This window comes from Pseudomonas sp. Irchel 3H3, assembly GCF_900187635.1.
Classification (GTDB): Bacteria; Pseudomonadota; Gammaproteobacteria; order Pseudomonadales; family Pseudomonadaceae; genus Aquipseudomonas.
In genome coordinates this window covers 61,673-84,326 of the sequence record NZ_FYEC01000001.1, presented here as the reverse complement: position 1 = coordinate 84,326, position 22,654 = coordinate 61,673, and the positions used below count along the sequence as shown (strand labels likewise).

The window sequence follows — 22,654 nt, the reverse complement described above, 5'->3', positions numbered from 1 at the left end:
CTGCGGTGACACTCTTCACCGATGTCTGTAGCCCTGTTCCCACAAGTGCTACCGATTTGCTCACAGCCTGCGGGACACGGCACTTGCCAGCCCGATAATCCTTACTCGCCCAGTGGGCTCTATAGACATATATAGACACACGGCGACGTCGTTTTCAGGAGTTATTGAATAGCCATTCAACTTTAGGCATGGCAATTGCTCTGTCATTACAAAGCCCGTCTCCCGCGCGAGAACGATGGCCATAACAAGAGCCTCCGCCTGAGGCCATCACCCGCTTTGTGTGAGGAGATACCGCGATGACGTCGTTCAACTCCGGGGCTCAACCCCAGAACCGTGCGCCTCAATCCATCGGCTTTTTGCTGCTGGACAATTTCACGCTGATTTCTCTGGCCTCCGCAGTCGAACCCCTGCGCATGGCCAACCAGTTGTCCGGTCGCGAGCTGTATCGCTGGACGACCCTCACCGTCGACGGCGGCCAGGTCTGGGCCAGTGACGGCCTGCAGATCACCCCCGACGCCTCCATGCACAAAGCGCCGCCACTGGACACCATCATCGTCTGTGGCGGTATCGGCATCCAGCGTACGGTGACCCGCGAACACGTGTCATGGCTGCAAAGCCAGGCCCGTCAATCGCGCCGTCTCGGCGCCGTGTGCACCGGCAGCTGGGCGCTGGCCTGCGCAGGGTTGCTGGACGGTTTTGATTGCAGCGTGCACTGGGAATGCCTGGCCGCGATGCAGGAAGCCTTCCCGCGAGTGGCCATGAGCACCCGCTTGTTCACCCTCGACCGCAACCGCTTCACCAGCTCTGGCGGCACCGCGCCGCTGGACATGATGCTGCACCTGATCAGCCGCGATCACGGCCGCGAACTGTCGGCGGCGATTTCGGAAATGTTTGTCTACGAGCGCATTCGTAACGAACAGGATCACCAGCGCGTGCCACTCAAGCACATGTTGGGCACCAACCAGCCGAAACTGCAGGAAATCGTCGCGCTGATGGAAGCCAACCTGGAAGAGCCGATCGACCTCGATGAACTGGCGGTCTACGTCGCTGTGTCGCGTCGGCAACTGGAGCGGCTGTTCCAGAAATACCTGCACTGCTCACCGTCACGCTATTACCTCAAGCTGCGCCTGATCCGCGCCCGGCAGTTGCTCAAGCAAACGCCGATGTCGATCATCGAGGTGGCTTCGGTCTGCGGTTTTGTCTCCACGCCGCACTTCTCCAAGTGCTACCGCGAATACTTCGGCATTCCACCGCGTGACGAACGTGTTGGCTCCAACAACTCCCAGCAAGTGGCGATGATGCCGATTCCGCAGGCACTGGTGCTGGCGCCGTTGTCCGGGCCGATGTCGGCGTTGAGCCAGGCGCGTAATGAGTCGACGTTTGCCAGTGTAAGGCTGTAGACCGAGTCGTCGTTCATCGCCAGCAGGCTGGCTCCTACAGGGTTGTTGTCGATCACCAGAGTGTGGTCAGACACAAAACCTGTGGGAGCCAGCCTGCTGGCGATTGGATCTGTCAGGCGCTATGGTTTTTCTGGTAATCCGCCAATGCTGGCAACAGCTGCTGATCGATCGCTTGACGCACACAGGGCAAGATCGTTGCGCTGCTGGTGTACATATCCTTGACCATCCTGCGCAATTCATTTGCCCGTGCGTTATCCAGCCCACGCACCGCACATTCGCACGCCTGCTCGGCGGTGGAGCCGCTCGGTACTTGAAACCCCAATGACTTCAGTTGGCCCAGCAGGTCTTCCTGGTCTATCAAATCGGCGTGCATCATGACGCAATCCTTCTTCAGGGAACGGTGTCGTGATTCGATTCTGGTGGGGGCTTGGGGTGTGGGCAAGGGCGAATTGTCGTTATGGCCGCTATACCTATGAACAGGTCGTTTTCGGCTAACTCACCCTGTCCGGGACTGGGCACACTGATCCCAGCTCGCTACACGAAGGTTTGGTCACCCTCGCGCATCGGCTCCTCAACAGTACCTTGGGCCCCGATCCAGTCACGGCTGGATCGGGGCTTTTTTTGCCGGTGAATCCGGGGGTATGAAGTCTTTGGGCTGGCCTCATCGCGAGCAAGCTCGCTCCCACAAGGGCCTGCAAAACGAGCTTGCTCGCGATCAATGCTAGCGCTGCAACACCAGAATCCGTGACAACAATTCATCGCGATCCACATAACAACCCTGGAAGTGCCGGGCCCCGCTGGTGGGGTCGAAGGCGTTGCGGGCGTGCAGGGTGCGGCGGTTGTCGAAGCACCAGAGTTCGCCGGGCTGCAGACGCTGGACCAGACGGAAGCGGGGCTCGCGGGTCATGGCGATAAAACGCCGATAGGCCCGATAGAGGTCGGGCATCTGTTCGACCGAAGCATCGAACGGTCCGCGCAGGAAATTCGCCATGCGGATCTCCGCCACTTGTCCGAATGCATCGAGGGCAATGATCGGTGCCTGGCAGCGGTAGTCGCTGTGGCGGTCCTTGTTGCGAAACTCCACCGGGATTTCACACAGCGCACGAAAAGCCTCGGGGTCCTCCTGGCGCAAAGCGTGGGCGATGGCAAAACCATCGACAAAAATACTCTCGCCCCCCTGCGCTTCGTTGACCAGGCAGTGCAGAAATTGCAGCCCCGGTTGCAACTCCCGTGTCGGCAGGTCGCTATGCAGCGGCAGGTTGAAGGCGGTGTAGGCGTTGCTGTCGGCGTCGGCGCGTGATTGCACGTTGAACAGCACGCCAAAATTGCTCTCGCGAATGAATGAAATCCGCTTGGCGATCGATGTCAGTGAGCCCGGCTCGGTGGGCACGCCACGCACCTGGCTCAGGCCGATATCGCGCAGTGCCAGCAGCCATTGCAGCAGAGCCTGGGAGTCTTCCATCAGCGCCTGGTACTCGAACACCGGCAGCTGCAACTGGTTGTCCCACAGTTGGCTTTGCGGTTTTGCGGCGCGGCGCTCGGCGCGGGAAACATCGTCATAGGCGTGGGCGCGCAACCAGCCGGGGTCGAAGCGGCTGACATGGCCGTCCTGCCAGTCGATGTGCAGGCAGCCATCGCTGTCCACCCGGGTGCTGCGGGGGAGCAGGTTTTCAGGGACGTCGACGATCTCCAGTACCTGCTCGCGGGTCACGCTGTAGACGCATTCGGCGCAGGGGCAATTATCCCGTAGCCAGGGATGGTGGAAGGGGCTCGTCCGGCCATCAGCCCACTGCACTGAAACGCGATCCGCCAGGGTTTGCACGGCGGTCAACGCGCTGATCATTGGGTAACGGCGAAAGTCGGCAATGGGGGCGGCGGTGTTCATGGGCGCTCCTTTTTATTGTGATTATTTTTCTGGCGGCAGGGCGATCACCCGGCCGATATAGGCGGGAGTGGGCAGGTCTGATTGCAGCGCGGTCATGGCCAGCAGCTTGTTCGTCACCTGCTCGCTGAACGGCGCCGAACGCGGGCCGGCAAGGTCGACGTGGAGCAGCATCTGCTCGTTGCCCGCCAGTTCCTGTGCCTCTCCCGCCAGGTGCAAGCTGTGATAGAGGTGCAGGCGTTTGCGGTCGTGGCCGATGATCTGCGTGCGCACTTCGACGTCGCTGCCGAGCTTCACTTCGTGCAGGTAATTGAGGTGCAGTTCGAGGGTGAACAGCGAGTTACCGGTGGCCTCGCGGTTGTTGCTGTCCATGCCCAACTGGTCCATCAGCGCGTCGGTGGCATAGCTGAAGATCAGCAGGTAAAAGGCATCGCGCAGATGGCCGTTGTAGTCGACCCAGTCAGGGATGATGGTGGTTTGGTAGGTGGTGAGGGTGGGCATGCTTCAGGTTCCGATAGGGGTGGTGACGGGACTGGCGCTTTCGCGGGCAAGCGGAACGCCGCCCGACCCGCTCCCACATGGGCAGTGAAAACCTGTGGGAGCGGGCTTGCCCGCGAAAGCGCCAGAACAGCCGATACATTAGTCGCTGAAGCTCATCCCGTGCTTTTGCTTGGTATTTTTCACCGCGTCCAGTACGGCCAACAGGCAGTCATCACGATAGCGCTCCAGCGCCGCAATGCTGTGGTTGCCCAGCTGTTCGCGGGTGCCGTCCACCACATCATCTATCAGTTTTTCGGTCAACTGCGGTGCGGGCAGGTAGGTCCACGGCAGTTGCAGGGCCGGACCGAACTGCGCCATGAAGTGGCGCATCCCGGCATCGCCACCGGCCAGGGTGTAGGTGAGGAAAGTACCCATGAACGACCAGCGCAGGCCTGCGCCAAAGCGGATCGCGTCGTCGATCTCACCGGTGGTGGCCACGCCATCGTTGACCAGGTGCAACGCCTCGCGCCACAAGGCCTCGAGCAAGCGGTCGGCGATGAATCCCGGCACTTCCTTGCGCACGTGCAAGGGGCGCATGCCCAGGGACTCATAGACCTGCATGGCCGCCTGTACCGCCTCGGGCGCGGTGTGCTTGCCGCCGACCACTTCCACCAGCGGCAACAGGTACACCGGGTTGAACGGGTGGCCGACCACGCAGCGTTCCGGGTGGGTCGAGCCCTCGTAGAACTCGCTGGGCAACAGGCCCGAGGTGCTGGAACCGATCAGTGCATCGGGCTTGGCCGCGGCGCTGATTTTGCTGTGCAGTTCAAGTTTCAGTTCAAGGCGTTCCGGGGCGCTTTCCTGGATGAAGTCGGCGTCCTTCACGCAGGCCTCGATGGTGTCGACAAAACGCAGCCGATCCTGTGAGGCACCGGGTGCCAGGCCTTGTTTTTCCAGGGCGCCCCAAGCGTTGGCGACACGCTTGCGCAGCGCCGCCTCGGCCCCGGGAGCTGGGTCCCAGGCCACTACATCCAGGCCATGGGCGAGGGCGCGGGACACCCAGCCGCTGCCGATGACACCACTGCCTAACGCGGCGAAGGTTTTGATTTCGGTGATAAAGCTCATGGCGATTTCCTGAAAGAATTCGGTGATCCCCTGTGGGAGCGAGCCGGGCGGCGCTCCGCTTGCTCCCACAGGGTTAGGTGTAGGTTCGGGTTAACCGCGTTTGCTCAGGCCCATCTTCATCCGCCCTTCGGCCGGGGTCAGGACGCGGGCGCCGAGGCGGCTGAGGATTTCGCCGGCGCGCTCGACCAGTTGGCCGTTGGTCGCTAGCACGCCTTTGTCCAGCCAGATGTTGTCTTCCAGCCCGACCCGCACGTTGCCGCCCAGCAGCACCGCCTGGGCGGCCATCGGCATCTGCATGCGACCGATGCCAAAGCCGGCCCACACGGCATTGGCCGGCAGGTTGTCGACCATGGCTTTCATGGTGGTGGTGTCGGCCGGCGCGCCCCACGGAATGCCCAGGCACAGCTGGAACAGCGGATCGTCGAGCAAGCCTTCCTTGATCAGCTGCTTGGCGAACCACAGATGGCCGGTGTCGAAGATTTCCAACTCGGCCTTGACCCCCAGCTCCTGGATCCGTTTAGCCCCGGCCCGCAGTTGCGCCGGCGTGGAGACGTAGATGGTGTCGCCGTCACCGAAGTTGAGGGTGCCGCAATCCAGGGTGCAGATTTCCGGCAGCAGGGCTTCTACGTGAGCCAGGCGGGTCAGCGGACCGACCAGGTCGGTGTTGGGGCCGAATTCCATCGGGTTCTCGCCGGCGCCGATTTCCAGGTCGCCACCCATGCCGGCGGTGAGGTTGACGATGATGTCGACATCCGCTTCGCGAATGCGCTCCATCAACTCGCGGTACAGCGCCACGTCACGGCTGAACTTGCCGGTCTGCGGGTCGCGCACATGGCAGTGGACCACCGTGGCCCCAGCCTTGGCGGCTTCCACCGCGGCGGCGGCAATCTGTTTTGGAGTGACCGGCACGTGGGGGCTCTTGGCGGTCGTGTCGCCAGCACCGGTCAGTGCGCAGGTGATGATGACGTCGTGGTTCATGGGGCAGTTTCCTTCAGGCCGGTTTTGTGGGGCATAGGGAGCCCGTTCGCAGCCACGCTCGGCTGCGAAACGGTGATTGAGTCGGGGTTTACTTGCTGGTCAGTTGCAGGTTCTCGGCCGCCGGCTTGCCGTCGAAAGTGGTCACGCCTTCCAGCCAGCGTTGCTGGTCTTGCGGGTGATCTTTGAGCCACTGTCTGGCCGACTCGAACGCGTCCTTGTGGTCGAGTAACGGTTGCATCATTCGGCTCTCATCTGCGGCGGTGAACGTCAGGTTGCTGAGCAAGCGGCTGACGTTCGGGCACTGGCTGGCGTAATTGGGGGCGGTCACGGTCCAGACGGTGGCCGAGCCTTCGTTCGGACCCAGGGCGTCCTGGCTGCCGGTCAGGTAAGTCATCTGTACGTTGACGTTCATCGGGTGCGGCGCCCAGCCGAAGAACACCACGGCTTCCTTGCGCCGTACGGCACGATCCACCGCCGCGAGCATGCCGGCCTCGCTGGACTCGACCAGTTGGAATTTGCCCAGGCCGAACTGGTTCTTGGCAATCATCGCCTTGATCTGGGTGTTGGCACCCGAACCGGGCTCGATGCCATAAATCTTGCCACCCAGCTCTTTTTCGAACCTGGCGATGTCGGCGAAGCTTTTCAGACCCTTGTCGGCCAGGTAAGTCGGCACCGCCAGGGTCGCGCGGGCGTCCTTGAGGCTGGGCTCAGCCAGGACTGTGACCTGCTTGGCCTCGACGAACGGGGTGATGGTCTGGGTCATCAGCGGGTTCCAGTAGCCGAGGAACAGATCCAGGCGCTGGTCGCGGATGCCGGCGAAGATGATCTGTTGCGAGGCGCTGGTCTGTTTGGTCTTGTAGCCGAGGCCGTCGAGCAGGACCTGGGTCATGGCGCTGGTAGCGATCACGTCGGTCCAGTTGACCACGCCCATGCGCACGTTCTGGCATGCAGCGGGGTCGGCGGCCATGGCGCTGGCGCTCAGCAATGCGCTACCACTGAGTGCAAGAACACAGCTGCTGATCAGTCGTTTCATCTCAGGTTCCTCGGCAGTTCGTTATTGTGGGTCCGGTCGTCTTTGTGCGCCGGTGATGCCAAGTTACGCAGCTCAAGGCCGATGAAAGCGCACCACGGCGACCAGCTCTTGCACTGCAGCGACCTGTGCTCTTGAATGCCTGTGGCAAGTGGCGTATCAACGTCCCCACGCTACCCGTCAACCGAGTGCGCCCCATGTCCCAGGATTTCTACTTCTTGTTGATGCCGGGTTTCTCGGCGATTGGATTTATCTCGGCGATCGAGCCGCTGCGGGTCGCCAATCGTTTTCGCGGCGAGTTATATCGCTGGCACGTGCTCAGCGTCGACGGTGGGCCGGTGTTGGCCAGCAACGGCATGTCACTCAACGCCGACGCGGCGCTGGAGCCATTGAAGAGGGGCGCGACGTTATTGGTGGTCGCCGGCTTCGAACCGCTGAAGTTCGTCGACCCGGCACTGGAGCACTGGCTACACCGTCTCGATCACGAGGGCGTCACCCTCGGCGGGATCGATACCGGCAGTGTTGTCCTGGCCCAAGCGGGTCTGCTGGACGGCCATCGGGTGACCCTGCACTGGGAAGCCATCGAGGCGTTCAAGGAGACTTATCCACAGCTGAGCGTGACCCAGGAACTGTTCGAAATCGACCGTCGCCGCATCACCTCGGCCGGCGGCACCGCGTCCATCGATTTGATGCTGGACTTGATCGCCCAGGCCCACGGTCCAGAGCTGGCGATCGAGGTCAGCGAGCAGTTCGTGCTGGGGCGCATTCGCCCGCGCAAGGACCACCAGCGCATGCAGATCGCCACGCGCTACGGCATCAGCAACAAGAAGCTGGTGCAGGTGATTGGCGAAATGGAGCAGCACAGCGAGCCGCCCCTGAGCACCCTGGAGCTGGCGGAATCGATCAAAGTCACCCGCCGTCAGCTGGAGCGCCTGTTCCGCCTGCATCTCAACGATACGCCGAGCAATTTCTACCTGGGCCTGCGCCTGGAAAAAGCCCGGCAACTGCTGCGCCAGACTGACATGAGCGTGTTGGAGGTGAGCATCGCCTGCGGCTTTGAATCGCCGTCGTACTTTACCCGCAGTTATCGGACACGCTTTGCGCGGTGCCCGCGCGAGGATCGACGTACCGCCAAGGCATGATCGAGGGGGCAGTGCGGGGCTTTACTTCTTCAACAACGCCGAACATGCCGTCTTGTAGGCCTCATGCTGATATTTGTTGAGGGTGGCCGGCAGGGCGAAGTCGTGTTTCTTGGATTGCGCATTGATGGTCTGCGGTGACAGCAGGGTCACTTCGCAGCTGTCGAGCAGTTGGAATATGCCTTCGATCTTGAAGGTGGTCGGGCCGCCGGCGAATTCGCCTTTCTTGCTGCGCTTCTTGATCGCGATGCGGTCGATCGAGTTCTCGCGGACGAACGAAGCCACTTGTGCGGCGAAAAGCTTGACGTTGGCGGCGTCGTCGTCATCGTCCAGGGCGATTTTCTTGGTGGCAAGGGCGACGTGGCTGAGCGCCTGGCCGTCGAGGGAGGCGAGGGCGATGATCGCTTCGCTGCCTTTGATTTCGATGCCGCAGAGTTTCATGAAGGTCGCCTTTTTCAATAGTCGTTGAGGGGTGTGGCTTAGTCACTGCGCCAGTGATTCGAGGAACTCCGAGCGCTCGTCACTCTTGTTCGCCAGGCAGTCGTTCTGGTCGATGAGGTAGGCCTTGCTGCCCACGGCGGCAGGGAATGGCGCGATTGTGCAATCGGCGTCCCTGGATTTGACCCAGAGCTGTTCGGCGACCTGCAGTTTGCTGGTGATGTCTGCCAGTTGGCTCTTGTTGTTCGCGTATTCGGCCCTGAACCGCTCCAGCAAACCCTGGTAGTTGTCCTTGAGCAGTTGTTCGGCGGTGGTCTTGTTGTACGCCGAGCATTCCAGGGTCTGGACGTCGTTTTCGACCGCATCGCAAGGGGTGTTGTCAGCGTCTTCAGCTGCCTGTACCCCGGTCGCGATCAGTGCCAATGCGAAGAAGATCGATTTCATTGAGCTGTCGTCCCAATTCCGTGAAGCATCCAGTGATGCGGCGGATTCTGGCCCAAGCGCGGGGTAAAGAACAGACGGGCAAACCGACGGCGATGTAACCCTTTGTCGTGGATTGACGCTTTCGGCAAACCCCCTGTCGTTTTTGCACCCGGCTGCCCAGGCACCGAGGCATATGCTGACCCAAAGCGCCGGCAGACGATTCGGCGCATGAATCACCAATAAGGGGACAGCCTGATGAGCCCAGCCGAACTGCACGCCGACAGCATCGTTATCGACGGGCTGATCATTGCCAAGTGGAACCGTGAGCTGTTTGAAGACATGCGCAAGGGTGGCCTGACTGCGGCCAACTGCACCGTGTCGGTGTGGGAAGGGTTCCAGGCGACCATCAACAACATCGCCGCCAGCCAGAAACTGATCCGCGAGAACGCTGACCTGGTGATGCCGGTGCGCACCACCGCCGACATCCGCAAGGCCAAGGAGCTGGGCAAGACCGGGATCCTCTTCGGCTTCCAGAATGCCCATGCCTTCGAAGACCAGATCGGCTATGTCGAGGTGTTCAAGCAGCTTGGCGTTGGCATCGTGCAGATGTGCTACAACACCCAGAATCTGGTCGGCACCGGCTGCTACGAGCGTGACGGCGGCCTGTCGGGTTTCGGCCGGGAAATCGTCGCCGAGATGAACCGCGTCGGCGTGATGTGCGACCTCTCCCACGTTGGCTCCAAGACCTCGGAAGAAGTCATCCTCGAATCGAAAAAGCCGGTCTGCTACTCCCACTGCCTGCCGTCGGGCCTCAAGGAGCACCCGCGCAACAAGTCCGATGAAGAGCTCAAGTTCATTGCCGACCACGGCGGTTTTGTCGGCGTGACCATGTTCGCGCCGTTCCTGGCCAAGGGCATCGATTCGACCATCGAGGACTACGCCGAAGCCATCGAATACACCATGAATATCGTCGGCGAAGACGCCATCGGTATCGGTACCGACTTCACCCAGGGCCATGGCCAGGATTTCTTCGAATACCTGACCCACGACAAGGGCTACGCCCGCCGCCTGACCAGCTTCGGCAAGATCATCAATCCGCTGGGTATCCGCACCGTGGGCGAGTTCCCGAACCTTACCGAGACCCTGCTCAAGCGCGGCCATCCTGAGCGCGTGGTTCGCAAGATCATGGGCGAGAACTGGGTGAACATTCTCAAAGACGTCTGGGGCGAGTGAATAACTCTGGAGCCTACTCCGCTCGCCGATAGCTGCGTCAGGTCCTCGCGCCAAGCTCGCCGTACGTCCCGTACTGTCTCGCTTGTCGCTCCGGTCCTTCCTTGCTCTCGACGTGCTCGCTACGGCTCCAAAGTCATTCACACAGCTTGTTTATAAGAGCAAAGCAAAAGCTTTGCTAAGCACTGACCACGAATTTTCTGGAGTTTAGTTTCCATGGCCAAGATCGCCCCGCAATTGCCAATCGAAGTCGACAGCGAGACCGGTGTCTGGACTTCCGACGCACTGCCGATGCTGTATGTACCGCGTCACTTCTTCGTCAACAACCACATGGGCATCGAGGAAGTGCTGGGCGCAGATGCCTATGCCGAGATCCTCTACAAGGCCGGCTACAAGTCCGCCTGGCACTGGTGCGAGAAGGAAGCTGAGTGCCACGGCCTGGAAGGCGTCGCGGTGTTCGAGCACTACATGAAGCGCTTGTCGCAGCGCGGCTGGGGCCTGTTCAAGATCCAGGACATCGACCTCGACAAAGGCACCGCCAGCGTCAAGCTCGAACATTCGGCGTTTGTCTATGTGTACGGCAAGGTTGGACGCAAGGTCGACTACATGTTCACCGGCTGGTTCGCCGGCGCCATGGACCAGATCCTGCAGGCGCGCGGCAGCAAGATCCGCACCGTCGCCGAACAGGTATACGGTGGCTCGGAAGAAGGCCACGACGACGGCTTGTTCACCGTCAAGCCGTTGTAAGTCGAGGATCCTGCCATGGCTTTCGAAGCAATGTTCCAGCCGATCCAGATCGGCAAACTGACCATCCGCAACCGTGTGCTCAGCACCGCGCACGCCGAGGTGTATGCCACTGACGGCGGCATGACCACCGATCGGTACGTCAAGTATTACGAAGAGAAAGCCAAGGGCGGGATCGGCCTGGCGATTTGCGGCGGTTCTTCGGTGGTGGCCATCGACAGCCCGCAGGAATGGTGGAGCTCGGTCAACCTGTCCACCGACCGCATCATTCCGCACTTCCAGAACCTGGCCGACGCCATGCACAAGCATGGCGCCAAGATCATGATCCAGATTACCCACATGGGCCGCCGCTCGCGTTGGGACGGTTTTAACTGGCCGACCCTGATGTCGCCATCGGGCATCCGTGAACCGGTGCACCGCGCCACCTGCAAGACCATCGAGCCGGAAGAAATCTGGCGGGTCATCGGCAACTACGCCCAGGCCGCGCGTCGGGCCAAGGCCGGCGGCCTGGACGGCGTCGAGCTGTCGGCCGTGCACCAGCACATGATCGACCAGTTCTGGAGCCCGCGGGTCAACAAGCGTACTGACGAGTGGGGCGGCACCTTCGAAGGCCGCATGAAGTTTGGCCTGGAAGTGCTCAAGGCGGTGCGTGCCGAGGTCGGTGACGACTTCTGTGTCGGCATCCGCCTGTGCGGCGACGAGTTCCATCCGGACGGTCTGTCCCACGAAGACATGAAGCAGATCGCCAAGTACTACGACGACACCGGCATGCTCGACTTCATCGGAGTGGTCGGCTCGGGGTGCGACACCCACAACACCCTGGCCAACGTCATTCCGAACATGAGTTATCCACCGGAGCCGTTCCTGCACCTGGCAGCCGGGATCAAGGAAGTGGTCAAGGTCCCGGTACTGCACGCACAGAACATCAAGGACCCGAACCAGGCCACGCGGATTCTGGAAGGCGGCTACGTCGACATGGTCGGCATGACCCGCGCCCATATCGCCGACCCGCACCTGATCGCCAAGATCAAGATGGGCCAGATCGACCAGATCAAGCAATGCGTCGGCGCCAACTACTGTATCGACCGGCAGTACCAGGGCCTGGACGTGTTGTGCATCCAGAACGCCGCGACGTCCCGCGAGTACATGGGCGTGCCGCACATCATCGAAAAATCCACCGGCGTGAAACGCAAGGTGGTGGTGGTCGGTGCCGGCCCAGCCGGGATGGAAGCTGCGCGCGTAGCGGCGGAACGTGGTCATGACGTGACCCTGTTCGAGAAGAAGGAATTCATCGGCGGGCAGATCACCACTGCCTCCAAAGCCCCGCAACGGGACCAGATCGCCGGTATCACCCGCTGGTTCCAGCTGGAACTGGCACGCCTGAAAGTCGACCTGCGCCTGGGCGTGGCTGCCGATGCCGCGACCATTCTCGACCTGCGTCCGGACGTGGTGGTGCTGGCAGTGGGCGGGCATCCGTTCCTAGAGCAGAACGAACACTGGGGCGCTGCAGAAGGCCTGGTGGTCAGCAGCTGGGACGTACTCGACGGCAAGGTGGCGCCCGGCAAGAACGTGCTGGTCTACGACACCATCTGTGAGTTCACCGGGATGTCGGTGGCCGACTTCCTGGCCGACAAAGGTTGCCAGGTCGAGATCGTCACCGACGACATCAAGCCCGGCGTGGCCGTCGGCGGTACGTCGTTCCCGACTTACTACCGCAGCATGTACCCCAAGGAAGTGATCATGACCGGCGACATGATGCTGGAAAAGGTCTACCGCGAAGGCGACAAGCTGATTGCCGTGCTGGAGAACGAATACACCGGCGCCAAGGAGGAGCGGGTGGTCGACCAGGTGGTGGTGGAAAACGGCGTGCGTCCGGATGAAGAAATCTATTACGCGCTGAAGGAAGGTTCGCGCAACAAGGGCCAGATGGACGTTGAAGCCCTGTTCGCGATCAAGCCCCAGCCTTCGTTGAGCCAACCAGGCGACGGCTACCTGCTGTTCCGCATTGGCGACTGCGTGGCCCAGCGCAACACGCATGCTGCGATCTATGACGCCCTGCGGCTGTGCAAGGATTTCTGATACGACACCAAACCAATGTGGGAGCGGGCTTGCCCGCGATGACGGCAGCACATTCAACACCAATGTTGACTGACCTATCGCTATCGCGGGCAAGCCCGCTCCCACAGGAGTCGGGTCAGGTATCCAGATCGTTAAGACCCTGAGGTCTTTGGGAGCAACACCCATGTTGAACACAATTCTTCCCATCCTGCTGTTCGCTGCCCTGGGCCTGGCTGTCCTGGGCGCGTTGCGGCGGGTGGCCATGTGGCGTCGCGGCCGAGCTTCGAAAGTCGACCTGATCGGCGGCCTGCTGGCCATGCCCAAGCGCTACATGGTCGACCTGCACCACGTGGTGGCGCGTGACAAGTACATCGCCAACACCCACGTCGCCACGGCCGGCGGCGCAGTGGCGTCCGCGGTGCTGGCGATCCTGGTCCACGGATTTGGCCTGCATAACCGCTTCCTGGGGTACGCGCTGCTGTTGATGACGGCAGTGATGTTCGTCGGTGCGATCTTCGTTTACCTGCGTCGGCGCAACCCGCCGGCCCGGCTGTCCAAAGGCCCGTGGATGCGTTTGCCGAAAAGCCTGCTGGCGTTCTCGGCGTCGTTCTTCCTGGTGACCCTGCCGGTGGCGGGTATCCTGCCGGAACACTTCGGTGGCTGGCTGTTGGCGATCATCCTCGGTATCGGCGTGCTGTGGGGCGTGTCTGAGTTGTTCTTCGGCATGACTTGGGGCGGGCCGATGAAACACGCCTTCGCCGGTGCTTTGCACCTGGCCTGGCACCGTCGCGCCGAACGCTTTGGTGGCGGCCGTTCCACCGGTTTGAAACCACTGGATCTGAACGACCCAAGCGCACCGCTGGGTGTGGAAAAACCCAAGGATTTCACCTGGAACCAATTGCTCGGCTTCGACGCCTGCGTGCAGTGTGGCAAGTGCGAAGCCGCATGCCCGGCCTTCGCCGCCGGCCAGCCGTTGAATCCGAAAAAACTGATTCAGGACATGGTGGTCGGCCTTGCTGGCGGCACCGACGCCAAGTTTGCCGGCAGCCCGTATCCAGGCAAACCGATTGGCCAACACGCAGGTAATCCGCATCAGCCGATCGTCAACGGCCTGGTTGACGCCGAAACCCTGTGGTCGTGCACCACCTGTCGCGCCTGTGTCGAGGAGTGCCCGATGATGATCGAGCACGTCGATGCGATCGTCGACATGCGCCGCCATCTGACCCTGGAAAAAGGTGCGACCCCGAACAAGGGCGCCGAGGTCCTGGAGAACTTGATCGCCACCGACAACCCGGGCGGCTTCGCCCCGGGTGGGCGGATGAACTGGGCGGCGGACTTGAACCTCAATCTGCTCAGCGAAAAGAAAGCCACCGACGTGCTGTTCTGGGTCGGCGACGGGGCGTTTGACATGCGCAACCAACGCACCCTGCGCGCGTTCGTCAAAGTGCTGAAAGCGGCGAAAATCGACTTTGCCGTGCTCGGCCTTGAAGAGCGCGACAGTGGTGACGTGGCTCGACGCCTGGGCGATGAAGCGACCTTCCAGTTGTTGGCCAAACGCAACATCCAGACCCTGGCCAAGTACAGCTTCAACCGCATCGTCACGTGCGATCCGCACAGCTTCCACGTGCTGAAAAACGAATACGGCGCGTTCGATGGCAACTACCTGGTGCAGCACCACAGTACCTACATGGCGCAAATCATCGGCGCCGGCGCGCTGAATCTCGGCCAGCACAAGGGCGACAGCGTGACCTATCACGACCCGTGCTACCTCGGTCGCTACAACGGCGAATACGAGGCGCCGCGTGAAGTGCTGCGCGCCCTCGGTATCGAAGTCAAAGAGATGCAACGCTCCGGCTTCCGCTCGCGCTGCTGCGGCGGTGGCGGCGGCGCGCCGATCACTGACATTCCGGGCAAGCAGCGGATTCCCGACATGCGCATGGAAGACATCCGCGAGACCGGTGCCGAACTGGTGGCCGTGGGCTGCCCGCAGTGCACCGCGATGCTTGAAGGGGTGGTCGAGCCGCGCCCCCTGATCAAGGACCTTGCCGAACTGGTGGCCGATGCGTTGCTTGAAGACCAAGCGCCGAGCAAGCCGATCACGCCGGCTCAACGTAAACCTGCGCAGGTGCACTGATGAGCGACATAATCCGCCGCGACCCCCGTGCCGAATGGATCGCCCGCAACCGCCTGCACCCGCTGCACGCGGCCATGCAGCCGGCGCAACACAGCTGGATGGGGCCTAACGGCGTCATCCGCAAGAACCCCCATGGCATCGGCTTCATCGGCCCCAACGGGATCAAGCGCATTGACCGTAGCGGCGCCCAGCAGGGCGGCGCGACCAAGCGTACTGCCGCCGTGGAAGTGCAATTGCCGCTGCATCAGGTAGTGGTCCCTGCGTTCTACATCAGCGTGGTGCCCGACATGGTCGGCGGCCGCTTGAGCAGCCATGACCGCGACTTGCTGGGCCTGGCTCATCAATTGGCCGGCAACGACGGTGCCGTCCTGGCCGTGGTCTTCGGCGAACACAAAGAGAGCGCCTTCGCTACGGCTGGCGTCGATCGCCTGCTGGTACTCGAGGGGGACGAGTTCAACGGTTATGCACCGGAACAACGGGTCCAGGGCCTGCGGGCTGTGGATAACCAATTCAGCCCACGTCACTGGTTGCTGCCGGACAGTCGTACCGGTGGCGGTGAACTGGGTCGACGCTTTGCCGCCGCCCTGGGCGAACGCCCGGCCACACGGGTCTGGCAGGTCAAGGATCAGCAATGCATCGGCCGCGCCGGTGCCGGGTTGCAAGACCTGGCACGACCGCTCGCACGCTTGATTCTGGCTGCCGTCGAATGTGCAGAACCGGTCAGCGAAACCCGTCACGAAGCCTTGCCGGTGGAGTTATCCACAACCGTGGCTCGCAGTCTTTCGCGTATTGAAGATTTGGGTGCGGTGGCTGTGGACCCGGCAGCGATTCCAATGGCCGAAGCCGAGTTCATTTTCTCGGGCGGCAACGGGGTCAAGGATTGGCCGTTGTTCCACCAGACGGCCGCTGCGCTGGGTGCCACCGAAGGCGCCTCGCGGGTGGCGGTGGACGACGGCTTCATGGCCCGCGACCGTCAAGTCGGGGCGTCCGGCACCTGGGTCACCGCGCGGGTCTACGTGGCGGTGGGGATTTCCGGGGCGATCCAGCACCTGCAAGGCATCGGTGCCTGCGACAAGGTGGTGGCGATCAACCTGGACCCCGGATGCGACATGATCAAGCGGGCCGACCTGTCGGTGATCGGTGAGAGCGCCGAGATTCTTCACGCCTTGATCGCGGCGGTAGAGGCTTACCGCAACGGTGCCAAGCGCGATGCGGCTTAAGGGAAGGAAAGGGTCATGAGCACGAAAATCATCAGTCTGGTGTCGATTGGCGCCCACCCGACTTCCGGTCGGCCACGTCGCGCGGAGCAGGATGCGCGAGCGGTCGAACTCGGTCTGCAGCTGGCGGGGGACGGCCTGCAAGTGCTACATGCCGGCGACGTCGCCGAGCCTGCGTTGCGCGCCTATCTGGGCATGGGCCTGGAACAGTTGCATGTGCTGGAACACCCGGCGGGCGCCGATGCGTTACCGGCCTTGACCGACTATTTGCGCGGCGCAGGTGCCCAGGTGGTGCTGACCGGCAGCCAGGCGGAAACCGGTGAAGGCTCGGGCATGTTGCCGTTCCTGCTGGCCGAAAGCCTCGGCTGGCCGCTGGTGGTGGGGCTGGCGCAGGTCGAGTCCATCGACGGTGGTTCAGCCCTGGTGCTGCAAGCGTTGCCCCGCGGTCAGCGGCGGCGCTTGAAAGTCCGCTTGCCGTTTCTGGCAACGGTGGATAACGCCGCGCCCAAGCCTCGGCAAAGTGCGTTCGGCCCGGCTCGACGTGGAGTATTGCAGCCTGAAGACGTTGAAGTGCTCGACGACGAACTGCTCGCCGTCGCCACGCTGCAAGCGGCCAAGTCACGGCCTAAACGCCTGAAAGTGATCAAGGCCAAAAGCGGTGCCGACCGGATGAAGGCGGCCACGGCCAAGGCCAGTGGCGGCGGTGGCCAGGTGCTCAAGGGCGTGACTGCCCAGGAAGGCGCCGAGGCGATCCTCAAGCTGCTGATTGAAGAGGGCGTTGTTCGCTAGTCCTGAGGGCGCCCTAGCAGAACTGCTAGTGTTGCATTGCACGCGCTTTTGTTAGGTTGATGAGCATGGAGTAAGCCCCCCCCCGCAGCAGCACTGTGGGGCGTCTGGATCGATGCGAGGCCACCTGATGCCCACCGCCGGAAACGCCCCCTGTCCTGCCCATCCGCCAGCAACCACGCGTACCCTGTTGCTGGCGACCGATTTGCAACAATCGATCCTCGCCGAACTGGACCGCAGCGGTCCGAACCTTCGCGTCTACACCGCCTATGGCTCGCCCAGTAGCCTGCGCCCGACGAGCGCGGGCCTGGGTTTCAATGGGCAACTTGGTGAACATCCCACTGGTTGGTATCACCTGGGCAATGGTCATCGGGTCTATAACCCGGTGTTGATGCGGTTTCATAGCCCGGATCGGTTGAGTCCGTTTGGTGCGGGGGGCGTCAATGCCTATGCGTACTGCGGTGGCTCACCCGTGACTCGGGTCGACCCCTCTGGAGCGTGGTGGGTGTCTACTTTGGTACAAGGTATAGGGACTTTGTTAGGTGGGATTTTTGCAGGAGCAGCGGTTAATCGGGTGGCACATGCAGTTGTACACCGGTTACCACAATCTTTGGGGGCACGACTGGGTAACGTCGCGGGCTTTTACGGCGGAGTTTCAGCTGTTGTAGTCCGCCCGTTGGGAGTTCCTGCTGCGATAACCCAAGCGGTACCCAGGTTAATGCAAGGCGTTTCAGTTGTGGGCAATGGTGTCAGCCAGACTCTGACGGGTGGCGGTGCGCTCGCCCTGAACCGCGATATGCTTCAAAAAACCCTGAATACTGCCCGCCAAACGGGTCAACCCCTTTCGCGTATAGCGATAGAAACAGCTAAGGAGGTCACTGGGTACAACTTGATTCGTGGGCAACCCTTAGGTCAGGTTTCCCATAGGGCCGCAGACGTTCCTTTGGAGAGCGTTACGGTGATCGCTAGTGCCGTAAGAACTCAAGGGCAAAATCCCACATAGATGACCACTAATTCCATCTGATCAGAGTCTGCTAAGTAATTACCCACAATCCCTGTTAGCGCTTCTGTGGATAACATGTTTACCCATCGCTACACCCCCTGCACAGCAAGCCCTGCAAGCCTTTGTACGAAAAACAACCAGTGCTAGTGGTTGTTTTTTCGAGCTTTTTTCATTGGGCGAGGCGATCCCTTGTTCAAGACTTGCCCCCAATCTCTGTTGGCGTTTCTGTGGATAAGATGTTTGCTGTCGGCTGTAAGCCATACAGATCAATGCTTTCAAGGATTTGATCAATAAATAGCCAAATGCCGTTCTTTACCCTTCGAAAGCTACTCAAACCCGCGAAATATGCAGCTTGGGCGGGGTTTTCCACAAGGAATGAAGACGACGCACAAGTTGCCCCCAAACTCTGTTGGCGCTTCTGTGGATAAGGTGTTTGCGGTCCGCTAAGAGCCATGCAGGCCGTGGCTTTTAGGCTTTCGATCAAAAAACAACCAATCACCGACGAAAACCACTCATTTGGATAAGTCACGGATTTTCTTCAGTTTCTGTGGAGAAGTCCCTCAGCATTTCCACAGTTGTCCCCATTTGCTGTGGGTGGAGCTGTGGGTAACTTGTTCACTGAAGGCTGGGAGGCGCGCGCAGCATAGCTCTGAACGCAATAGATCATATTTCGTACAGTTCTAAGGATGAGGGTGGCGTAGCGGAAGAAACTAGTGAAAGGGAGGGCCTCATCGCGGGCAAGCCCGCTCCCACAGTGATCTCTGTTGTTCACAAATAATGTGTTCAAACGCAAATCCTGTGGGAGCGGGCTTGCCCGCGATGCTTTTAGCCTTGAACTGGAACCCCTTTGAGGTACGGCGCAGGCTCGGCCCCCAGGTTGCTCAGCAACCGCTCGCTGTACCAATCCACAAAATTCACCACACCAAACTCATAGGTCTTGGAGTACGGCCCAGGCTGGTACGCGGTGGAGTTGATCCCGCGCTGGTTCTCTTCGGCCAGGCGCCGGTCCTGGTCGTTGGTGGCGTCCCACACCTGGCGCATGCGGTCGACGTCGTAGTCGACGCCTTCGACGGCGTCCTTGTGCACCAGCCACTTGGTGGTGACCATGGTTTCCTGGGCACTGATCGGCCACACGGTGAACACAATGATGTGGTCGCCCATGCAGTGGTTCCAGGAGTGCGGCAAGTGCAGGATGCGCATCGAGCCCAGGTCCGGGTTCTGGATGCGGCCCATGAGTTTCTTGCAGCCTTGCTTGCCGTCCAGGGTCATCGACACGGTGCCCTTGAGCAGCGGCATGCGCACGATGCGGTTACGCAGGCCGAAGCTGGCGTGGGCATACGGAATCTTCTCGGCGTCCCAGGCGGCGGCAGAAGCGGCCACGTGGTCCTTGAACGCCTGGTCGGCACGGGGGTCGGTGACGTCGTCCCATTCGAGCAGGGTTTTCAGCAATTCAGGGTGCGAGGCGTTGCAGTGGTAACACTCGCGGTTGTTCTCCAGCACCAGCTTCCAGTTGGCTTTTTCGAACAAGGTGGTCTGGATCGCCACCTTGGTGTTTTCCATGTCGTACGGTTCCATGTAGTGATTCAGCGTCGACAGGAAGTCATCGATGGCCGGCGGATTTTCCGCCAGGCTGATGAAGATGTAGCCGCCTGCTGTCTTCACGTTCACCGGCTTGAGGCCGTACTGCTTCATGTCGAAGTCGTCACCCATCTCGGTGCCGGCAAACAGCAGGCGCCCGTCGAGCTCGTAGGTCCACTGGTGGTAGTGGCAGACCAGCTTGGCGACCTTGCCTTTATCGCTGGTGCACAAGCGCGAGCCACGGTGGCGGCAGACGTTGTGGAAGGCATGCACCACCCCCTCGGCACCGCGAATCACGATGATCGGGTTCTTGCCGATCTGCAGGGTCAGGTAGTTGCCCTTGGTCGGGATTTCGCAGGTCATGCCAGCGATCAACCATTCTTTCTGAAAGATTTCCTGCATGTCGATATCGAACAGCCGCTCATCGGAGTAGAACGGCTGCGGCAGTGAGAACGTGCGCTCACGTTCCTGCAGCATCTGGGCGGTGGCCTTGCGTGCGGGTTCCAGAGGATCGCCCAGGCTGATTTTTGCGGTGACGTCCATCGATTGAGTCCTCATGGCCATTCTGTGTGGCCGGCGAATAGTGGCTGATACGGTTGCTACGCAAGACACAAACAGTGTTTATCTGTTGAGGCGAGTGTGGGGCTGCCGCCGCCCAGAACCTTATCCACGAGCGACATGGCCCACTCTGTTCCCGACGCTCAACCCCCGGTAGCAAGGGGCTGGTCGCGATAAGCATGTGAATGTCGCAGATAGGTAAATGGCCGGTCGGCGCTATACGCAGAATCGCCAACATGAGGCCGACAGTCGGCCGTGGAGATCAGCATGTCCAACAGCTTCCTGAACCCGGTAACCACCCAGACCTGGGCCAATGGTCGACACATTGTCCGTTGCGTCAAAGTCATCCAGGAAACCTGGGACGTGCGCACCTTTTGCTTCATGGCCGACCAGCCGATCATGTTCTTCTTCAAACCGGGGCAATTTGTCACCCTGGAGCTGGAAATCGACGGCCAGCCGATCATGCGTTCGTACACCATCTCCAGCTCGCCGTCGGTGCCCTACAGCTTCTCGGTGACCATCAAGCGGGTGCCGGGCGGCAAGGTCTCCAACTGGCTGCACGACACCCTGCACGAAGGTCAGGAACTGGCGGTGCACGGGCCGGTCGGGTTGTTCAACGCCATGGACTTCACCGCGCCGAAGGTGCTCTACCTCAGCGGTGGTGTCGGCATTACCCCTGTGATGTCGATGGCGCGCTGGTTCTACGACACCAATGGCAATGTCGACATGGTGTTTATCCATAGCGCCCGTTCGCCCAAGGACATCATTTATCACCGCGAGCTGGAGCACATGGCGTCGCGGATCGATAACTTCAGCCTGCACCTGATTTGCGAAAAACACGGCCTGGGTGAGCCCTGGGCCGGCTATCGCGGTTACCTGAACCATAAAATGCTCGAATTGATGGCGCCGGACTTCCTCGAGCGTGAAGTGTTCTGCTGCGGTCCGACGCCGTACATGAATGCGGTCAAGCGCCTACTGGAGGCTGCCGGCTTCGACATGACGCGCTATCACGAGGAATCGTTCGGCGCCACGCCGCCGGAAGCTCGTGCCGATGCCGTGGAGCAAGCCGAACAAGCAGCCGACGCTCCGGAAATCGACATCGCCGACCTGCATCAGGTGGAGTTCACCGCGTCCGGCAAAAGCATTCGCGTGGCCCCGGGAGAAACCGTGCACGCGGCGGCGGCCAAGCTTGGCCTGCTGATTCCCAAGGCTTGCGGCATGGGCATCTGCGGGACCTGCAAGGTGATGAAGCTGGGGGGCGAGGTGGAGATGGATCACAACGGCGGGATCACCGAGGAAGACGAGGCCGAAGGGTTCATCCTGTCGTGCTGCAGCGTGCCGAAAGGGGACGTGCGGATCGAGTTCTGATCAACACCGATCCCCTGTAGGAGCGAGCCTGCTCGCGATGAACCTGAGAACACCGCGGGGTGTCAGGCTGCCAACATTATCGTTGACGTCCATCGCGAGCAGGCCGCAAGCGGGCGCTCGCTCCTACAGGGGAGGGTGTTTAGTCGACAAACAGGTCTGTCATCAGCTTGTCGCTGCTATCGGGCGCGAAGCGGTAGTGCTCGAACTCGGTCACTCCGCTCTCCCGCAAAATCTCCTCATCAATCAGCAAGCGCCCGGTCAAACTGCGGTTTGCGCTGCTCAGAATCACATGCGCCGCATCCGCCATGATCGCAGGCGTGCGTGCATGCTTGAACGACTCCCTCGACCCCAACTGAAACTCGATCGCGGCGGTGGCAATCATCGTCTGTGGCCATAGCGAGTTGACGCTGATCCCGTAATTCCTGAATTCCTCACTCATGCCCAACGTCAGCATGCTCATGCCGTACTTGGTCACGGTGTAGGGGCTGTACTGGGCGAACCATTTGCTGGCGAGGTTCAGCGGCGGTGAGAGGTTGAGGATGTGCCCGCTGGACTTTTTCAGGTAGGGCAGGGCGGCCTGGCTGCACAGCAGCACGGCGCGGGTGTTGATCTGGTGCATCAAGTCGAAACGCTTGAGTTCGAGGTGCTGCACGCCTGTCAGCTTAATCGCCCCGGCATTGTTGACCAGCGCGTCGATGGCACCGAAATGCTCGTTGGCCTGGGCCAGTGCCGCATGCACCGCCACTTCATCGCGCACATCCACCTGCAGCGCCAGTGCCTTGCCGCCGGCGGCCTCGACTTCCTCAGCCACGCTGAAAATGGTTCCGGGCAGCTTGGCGTGGGGTTCCGCGCTTTTCGCGGCAATGACGATATTGGCCCCATCCCTGGCGGCACGCAGCGCAATTTCACGGCCGATGCCACGGCTGGCGCCGGTGATGAAGAGGGTTTTGCCTTGAAGTGACATGCGCGTGCTCCTGCTTATTGTTATGTGAGCGTAAGGGCTCGACAGACAATGTAGACGAGGAGCAAGCAATAGGAGGGGATGATGTTGGCTTTTGTGGGAGCGAGCTTGCTCGCGATAGC

The 22,654-nt window shown here is 61.1% G+C and carries 21 protein-coding genes; 10 read left to right on the top strand and 11 right to left on the bottom strand.

What is annotated here, in order from left to right:
* Nucleotides 1-296 precede the first annotated feature (296 nt).
* Nucleotides 297-1,400, top strand: coding sequence for a GlxA family transcriptional regulator (locus CKW24_RS00380; protein WP_095164384.1), 1,104 nt, complete (start codon nucleotides 297-299; stop codon nucleotides 1,398-1,400).
* 112 nt (nucleotides 1,401-1,512) lie between these two features.
* On the opposite strand, the gene CKW24_RS00375 is transcribed toward CKW24_RS00380, so the two are convergent.
* The 6 genes from CKW24_RS00375 to choX all read right to left on the bottom strand — a co-directional run bounded on the left by CKW24_RS00375 (nucleotide 1,513) and on the right by choX (nucleotide 6,898).
* Nucleotides 1,513-1,776, bottom strand: a complete 264-nt coding sequence (locus CKW24_RS00375; RefSeq protein WP_095164382.1) for a hypothetical protein — start codon at nucleotides 1,774-1,776, stop codon at nucleotides 1,513-1,515.
* Between the two features lie 345 nt (nucleotides 1,777-2,121).
* A complete protein-coding gene (locus CKW24_RS00370) occupies nucleotides 2,122-3,285 on the bottom strand; it encodes a gamma-butyrobetaine dioxygenase (RefSeq protein WP_095164380.1) in 1,164 nt (387 codons plus the stop codon).
* Between the two features lie 21 nt (nucleotides 3,286-3,306).
* Nucleotides 3,307-3,783 carry a thioesterase family protein gene (locus tag CKW24_RS00365; protein WP_095164378.1) on the bottom strand — a complete coding sequence of 159 codons (477 nt, stop codon included), beginning with the start codon at nucleotides 3,781-3,783 and terminating at the stop codon, nucleotides 3,307-3,309.
* Nucleotides 3,784-3,921: 138 nt separating this feature from the next.
* The gene (locus CKW24_RS00360; protein WP_095164376.1) at nucleotides 3,922-4,887 is read right to left on the bottom strand and encodes an L-carnitine dehydrogenase; all 966 of its coding nucleotides are present in this window, start codon (nucleotides 4,885-4,887) and stop codon (nucleotides 3,922-3,924) included.
* 90 nt (nucleotides 4,888-4,977) lie between these two features.
* On the bottom strand, nucleotides 4,978-5,865 hold the full coding sequence (locus tag CKW24_RS00355) for a 3-keto-5-aminohexanoate cleavage protein (protein ID WP_095164374.1): 888 nt from the start codon (nucleotides 5,863-5,865) through the stop codon (nucleotides 4,978-4,980).
* Between the two features lie 88 nt (nucleotides 5,866-5,953).
* On the bottom strand, nucleotides 5,954-6,898 hold the full coding sequence (gene choX, locus CKW24_RS00350; RefSeq protein ID WP_095164372.1) for a choline ABC transporter substrate-binding protein: 945 nt from the start codon (nucleotides 6,896-6,898) through the stop codon (nucleotides 5,954-5,956).
* A 194-nt stretch (nucleotides 6,899-7,092) separates the two neighbouring features.
* On the opposite strand from choX, the gene CKW24_RS00345 reads away from it, so the two are divergent.
* A complete protein-coding gene (locus CKW24_RS00345; RefSeq protein ID WP_095164371.1) occupies nucleotides 7,093-8,037 on the top strand; it encodes a GlxA family transcriptional regulator in 945 nt (314 codons plus the stop codon).
* Between the two features lie 21 nt (nucleotides 8,038-8,058).
* Here the strand turns inward: CKW24_RS00345 and CKW24_RS00340 are convergent, their stop codons facing one another.
* Both CKW24_RS00340 and CKW24_RS00335 read right to left on the bottom strand, forming a co-directional pair.
* Entirely contained in the window at nucleotides 8,059-8,475 is a 417-nt protein-coding gene (locus tag CKW24_RS00340; protein ID WP_095164369.1) for a DUF3010 family protein, read from the bottom strand.
* 42 nt (nucleotides 8,476-8,517) lie between these two features.
* Nucleotides 8,518-8,916, bottom strand: a complete 399-nt coding sequence (locus CKW24_RS00335; RefSeq protein ID WP_095164367.1) for a lysozyme inhibitor LprI family protein — start codon at nucleotides 8,914-8,916, stop codon at nucleotides 8,518-8,520.
* A gap of 234 nt (nucleotides 8,917-9,150) precedes the next feature.
* Here CKW24_RS00335 and CKW24_RS00330 point away from each other — a divergent pair, with 234 nt between their 5' ends.
* The 7 genes from CKW24_RS00330 to CKW24_RS00300 all read left to right on the top strand — a co-directional run bounded on the left by CKW24_RS00330 (nucleotide 9,151) and on the right by CKW24_RS00300 (nucleotide 18,067).
* On the top strand, nucleotides 9,151-10,128 hold the full coding sequence (locus CKW24_RS00330) for a dipeptidase (RefSeq protein WP_095164365.1): 978 nt from the start codon (nucleotides 9,151-9,153) through the stop codon (nucleotides 10,126-10,128).
* 213 nt (nucleotides 10,129-10,341) lie between these two features.
* Entirely contained in the window at nucleotides 10,342-10,872 is a 531-nt protein-coding gene (locus tag CKW24_RS00325; RefSeq protein ID WP_008033249.1) for a DUF5943 domain-containing protein, read from the top strand.
* Between the two features lie 15 nt (nucleotides 10,873-10,887).
* Complete coding sequence (dgcA, locus tag CKW24_RS00320) at nucleotides 10,888-12,948, top strand: dimethylglycine demethylation protein DgcA (RefSeq protein WP_095164363.1); 2,061 nt, start codon at nucleotides 10,888-10,890, stop codon at nucleotides 12,946-12,948.
* Between the two features lie 163 nt (nucleotides 12,949-13,111).
* Nucleotides 13,112-15,061, top strand: coding sequence for a dimethylglycine demethylation protein DgcB (gene dgcB / locus CKW24_RS00315; RefSeq protein ID WP_095164361.1), 1,950 nt, complete (start codon nucleotides 13,112-13,114; stop codon nucleotides 15,059-15,061).
* Nucleotides 15,061-16,281: an electron transfer flavoprotein subunit alpha/FixB family protein gene (locus CKW24_RS00310; RefSeq protein ID WP_095164359.1), complete on the top strand. Its 1,221-nt coding sequence runs from the start codon at nucleotides 15,061-15,063 to the stop codon at nucleotides 16,279-16,281. The genes dgcB and CKW24_RS00310 overlap by 1 nt, the downstream gene beginning before the upstream one ends.
* Before the next feature lie 15 nt (nucleotides 16,282-16,296).
* Nucleotides 16,297-17,067 carry an electron transfer flavoprotein subunit beta gene (locus CKW24_RS00305; protein WP_095164355.1) on the top strand — a complete coding sequence of 257 codons (771 nt, stop codon included), beginning with the start codon at nucleotides 16,297-16,299 and terminating at the stop codon, nucleotides 17,065-17,067.
* Between the two features lie 112 nt (nucleotides 17,068-17,179).
* Nucleotides 17,180-18,067: an RHS repeat-associated core domain-containing protein gene (locus tag CKW24_RS00300; protein ID WP_095164349.1), complete on the top strand. Its 888-nt coding sequence runs from the start codon at nucleotides 17,180-17,182 to the stop codon at nucleotides 18,065-18,067.
* A 193-nt stretch (nucleotides 18,068-18,260) separates the two neighbouring features.
* Here CKW24_RS00300 and CKW24_RS27665 read toward each other — a convergent pair whose 3' ends face one another.
* Nucleotides 18,261-18,596, bottom strand: a complete 336-nt coding sequence (locus CKW24_RS27665; RefSeq protein WP_143501085.1) for a hypothetical protein — start codon at nucleotides 18,594-18,596, stop codon at nucleotides 18,261-18,263.
* A gap of 296 nt (nucleotides 18,597-18,892) precedes the next feature.
* The gene (gene gbcA / locus CKW24_RS00295) at nucleotides 18,893-20,188 is read right to left on the bottom strand and encodes a glycine-betaine demethylase subunit GbcA (RefSeq protein WP_095165185.1); all 1,296 of its coding nucleotides are present in this window, start codon (nucleotides 20,186-20,188) and stop codon (nucleotides 18,893-18,895) included.
* A gap of 282 nt (nucleotides 20,189-20,470) precedes the next feature.
* On the opposite strand from gbcA, the gene gbcB reads away from it, so the two are divergent.
* Nucleotides 20,471-21,571 carry a glycine-betaine demethylase subunit GbcB gene (gene gbcB / locus CKW24_RS00285; RefSeq protein ID WP_095164347.1) on the top strand — a complete coding sequence of 367 codons (1,101 nt, stop codon included), beginning with the start codon at nucleotides 20,471-20,473 and terminating at the stop codon, nucleotides 21,569-21,571.
* A 139-nt stretch (nucleotides 21,572-21,710) separates the two neighbouring features.
* Here gbcB and CKW24_RS00280 read toward each other — a convergent pair whose 3' ends face one another.
* Nucleotides 21,711-22,535, bottom strand: coding sequence for an NAD(P)-dependent oxidoreductase (locus CKW24_RS00280; RefSeq protein ID WP_095164345.1), 825 nt, complete (start codon nucleotides 22,533-22,535; stop codon nucleotides 21,711-21,713).
* Nucleotides 22,536-22,654: the final 119 nt, after the last annotated feature.

Coding starts and splice junctions, on each gene's coding strand:
- CKW24_RS00355 (WP_095164374.1), bottom strand. CDS start 5,865: ATGAACCACGACGTCATCATCACCTGCGCACTGACCGGTGCTGGCGAC.
- dgcA (WP_095164363.1), top strand. CDS start 10,888: ATGGCTTTCGAAGCAATGTTCCAGCCGATCCAGATCGGCAAACTGACC.
- CKW24_RS00360 (WP_095164376.1), bottom strand. CDS start 4,887: ATGAGCTTTATCACCGAAATCAAAACCTTCGCCGCGTTAGGCAGTGGT.
- CKW24_RS00370 (WP_095164380.1), bottom strand. CDS start 3,285: ATGAACACCGCCGCCCCCATTGCCGACTTTCGCCGTTACCCAATGATC.
- gbcB (WP_095164347.1), top strand. CDS start 20,471: ATGTCCAACAGCTTCCTGAACCCGGTAACCACCCAGACCTGGGCCAAT.
- CKW24_RS00365 (WP_095164378.1), bottom strand. CDS start 3,783: ATGCCCACCCTCACCACCTACCAAACCACCATCATCCCTGACTGGGTC.
- CKW24_RS00380 (WP_095164384.1), top strand. CDS start 297: ATGACGTCGTTCAACTCCGGGGCTCAACCCCAGAACCGTGCGCCTCAA.
- CKW24_RS00300 (WP_095164349.1), top strand. CDS start 17,180: ATGCGAGGCCACCTGATGCCCACCGCCGGAAACGCCCCCTGTCCTGCC.
- CKW24_RS00310 (WP_095164359.1), top strand. CDS start 15,061: ATGAGCGACATAATCCGCCGCGACCCCCGTGCCGAATGGATCGCCCGC.
- choX (WP_095164372.1), bottom strand. CDS start 6,898: ATGAAACGACTGATCAGCAGCTGTGTTCTTGCACTCAGTGGTAGCGCA.
- gbcA (WP_095165185.1), bottom strand. CDS start 20,188: ATGGACGTCACCGCAAAAATCAGCCTGGGCGATCCTCTGGAACCCGCA.
- CKW24_RS00305 (WP_095164355.1), top strand. CDS start 16,297: ATGAGCACGAAAATCATCAGTCTGGTGTCGATTGGCGCCCACCCGACT.
- CKW24_RS00345 (WP_095164371.1), top strand. CDS start 7,093: ATGTCCCAGGATTTCTACTTCTTGTTGATGCCGGGTTTCTCGGCGATT.
- CKW24_RS00340 (WP_095164369.1), bottom strand. CDS start 8,475: ATGAAACTCTGCGGCATCGAAATCAAAGGCAGCGAAGCGATCATCGCC.
- CKW24_RS00280 (WP_095164345.1), bottom strand. CDS start 22,535: ATGTCACTTCAAGGCAAAACCCTCTTCATCACCGGCGCCAGCCGTGGC.
- CKW24_RS00330 (WP_095164365.1), top strand. CDS start 9,151: ATGAGCCCAGCCGAACTGCACGCCGACAGCATCGTTATCGACGGGCTG.
- CKW24_RS00335 (WP_095164367.1), bottom strand. CDS start 8,916: ATGAAATCGATCTTCTTCGCATTGGCACTGATCGCGACCGGGGTACAG.
- dgcB (WP_095164361.1), top strand. CDS start 13,112: ATGTTGAACACAATTCTTCCCATCCTGCTGTTCGCTGCCCTGGGCCTG.
- CKW24_RS00375 (WP_095164382.1), bottom strand. CDS start 1,776: ATGATGCACGCCGATTTGATAGACCAGGAAGACCTGCTGGGCCAACTG.
- CKW24_RS00325 (WP_008033249.1), top strand. CDS start 10,342: ATGGCCAAGATCGCCCCGCAATTGCCAATCGAAGTCGACAGCGAGACC.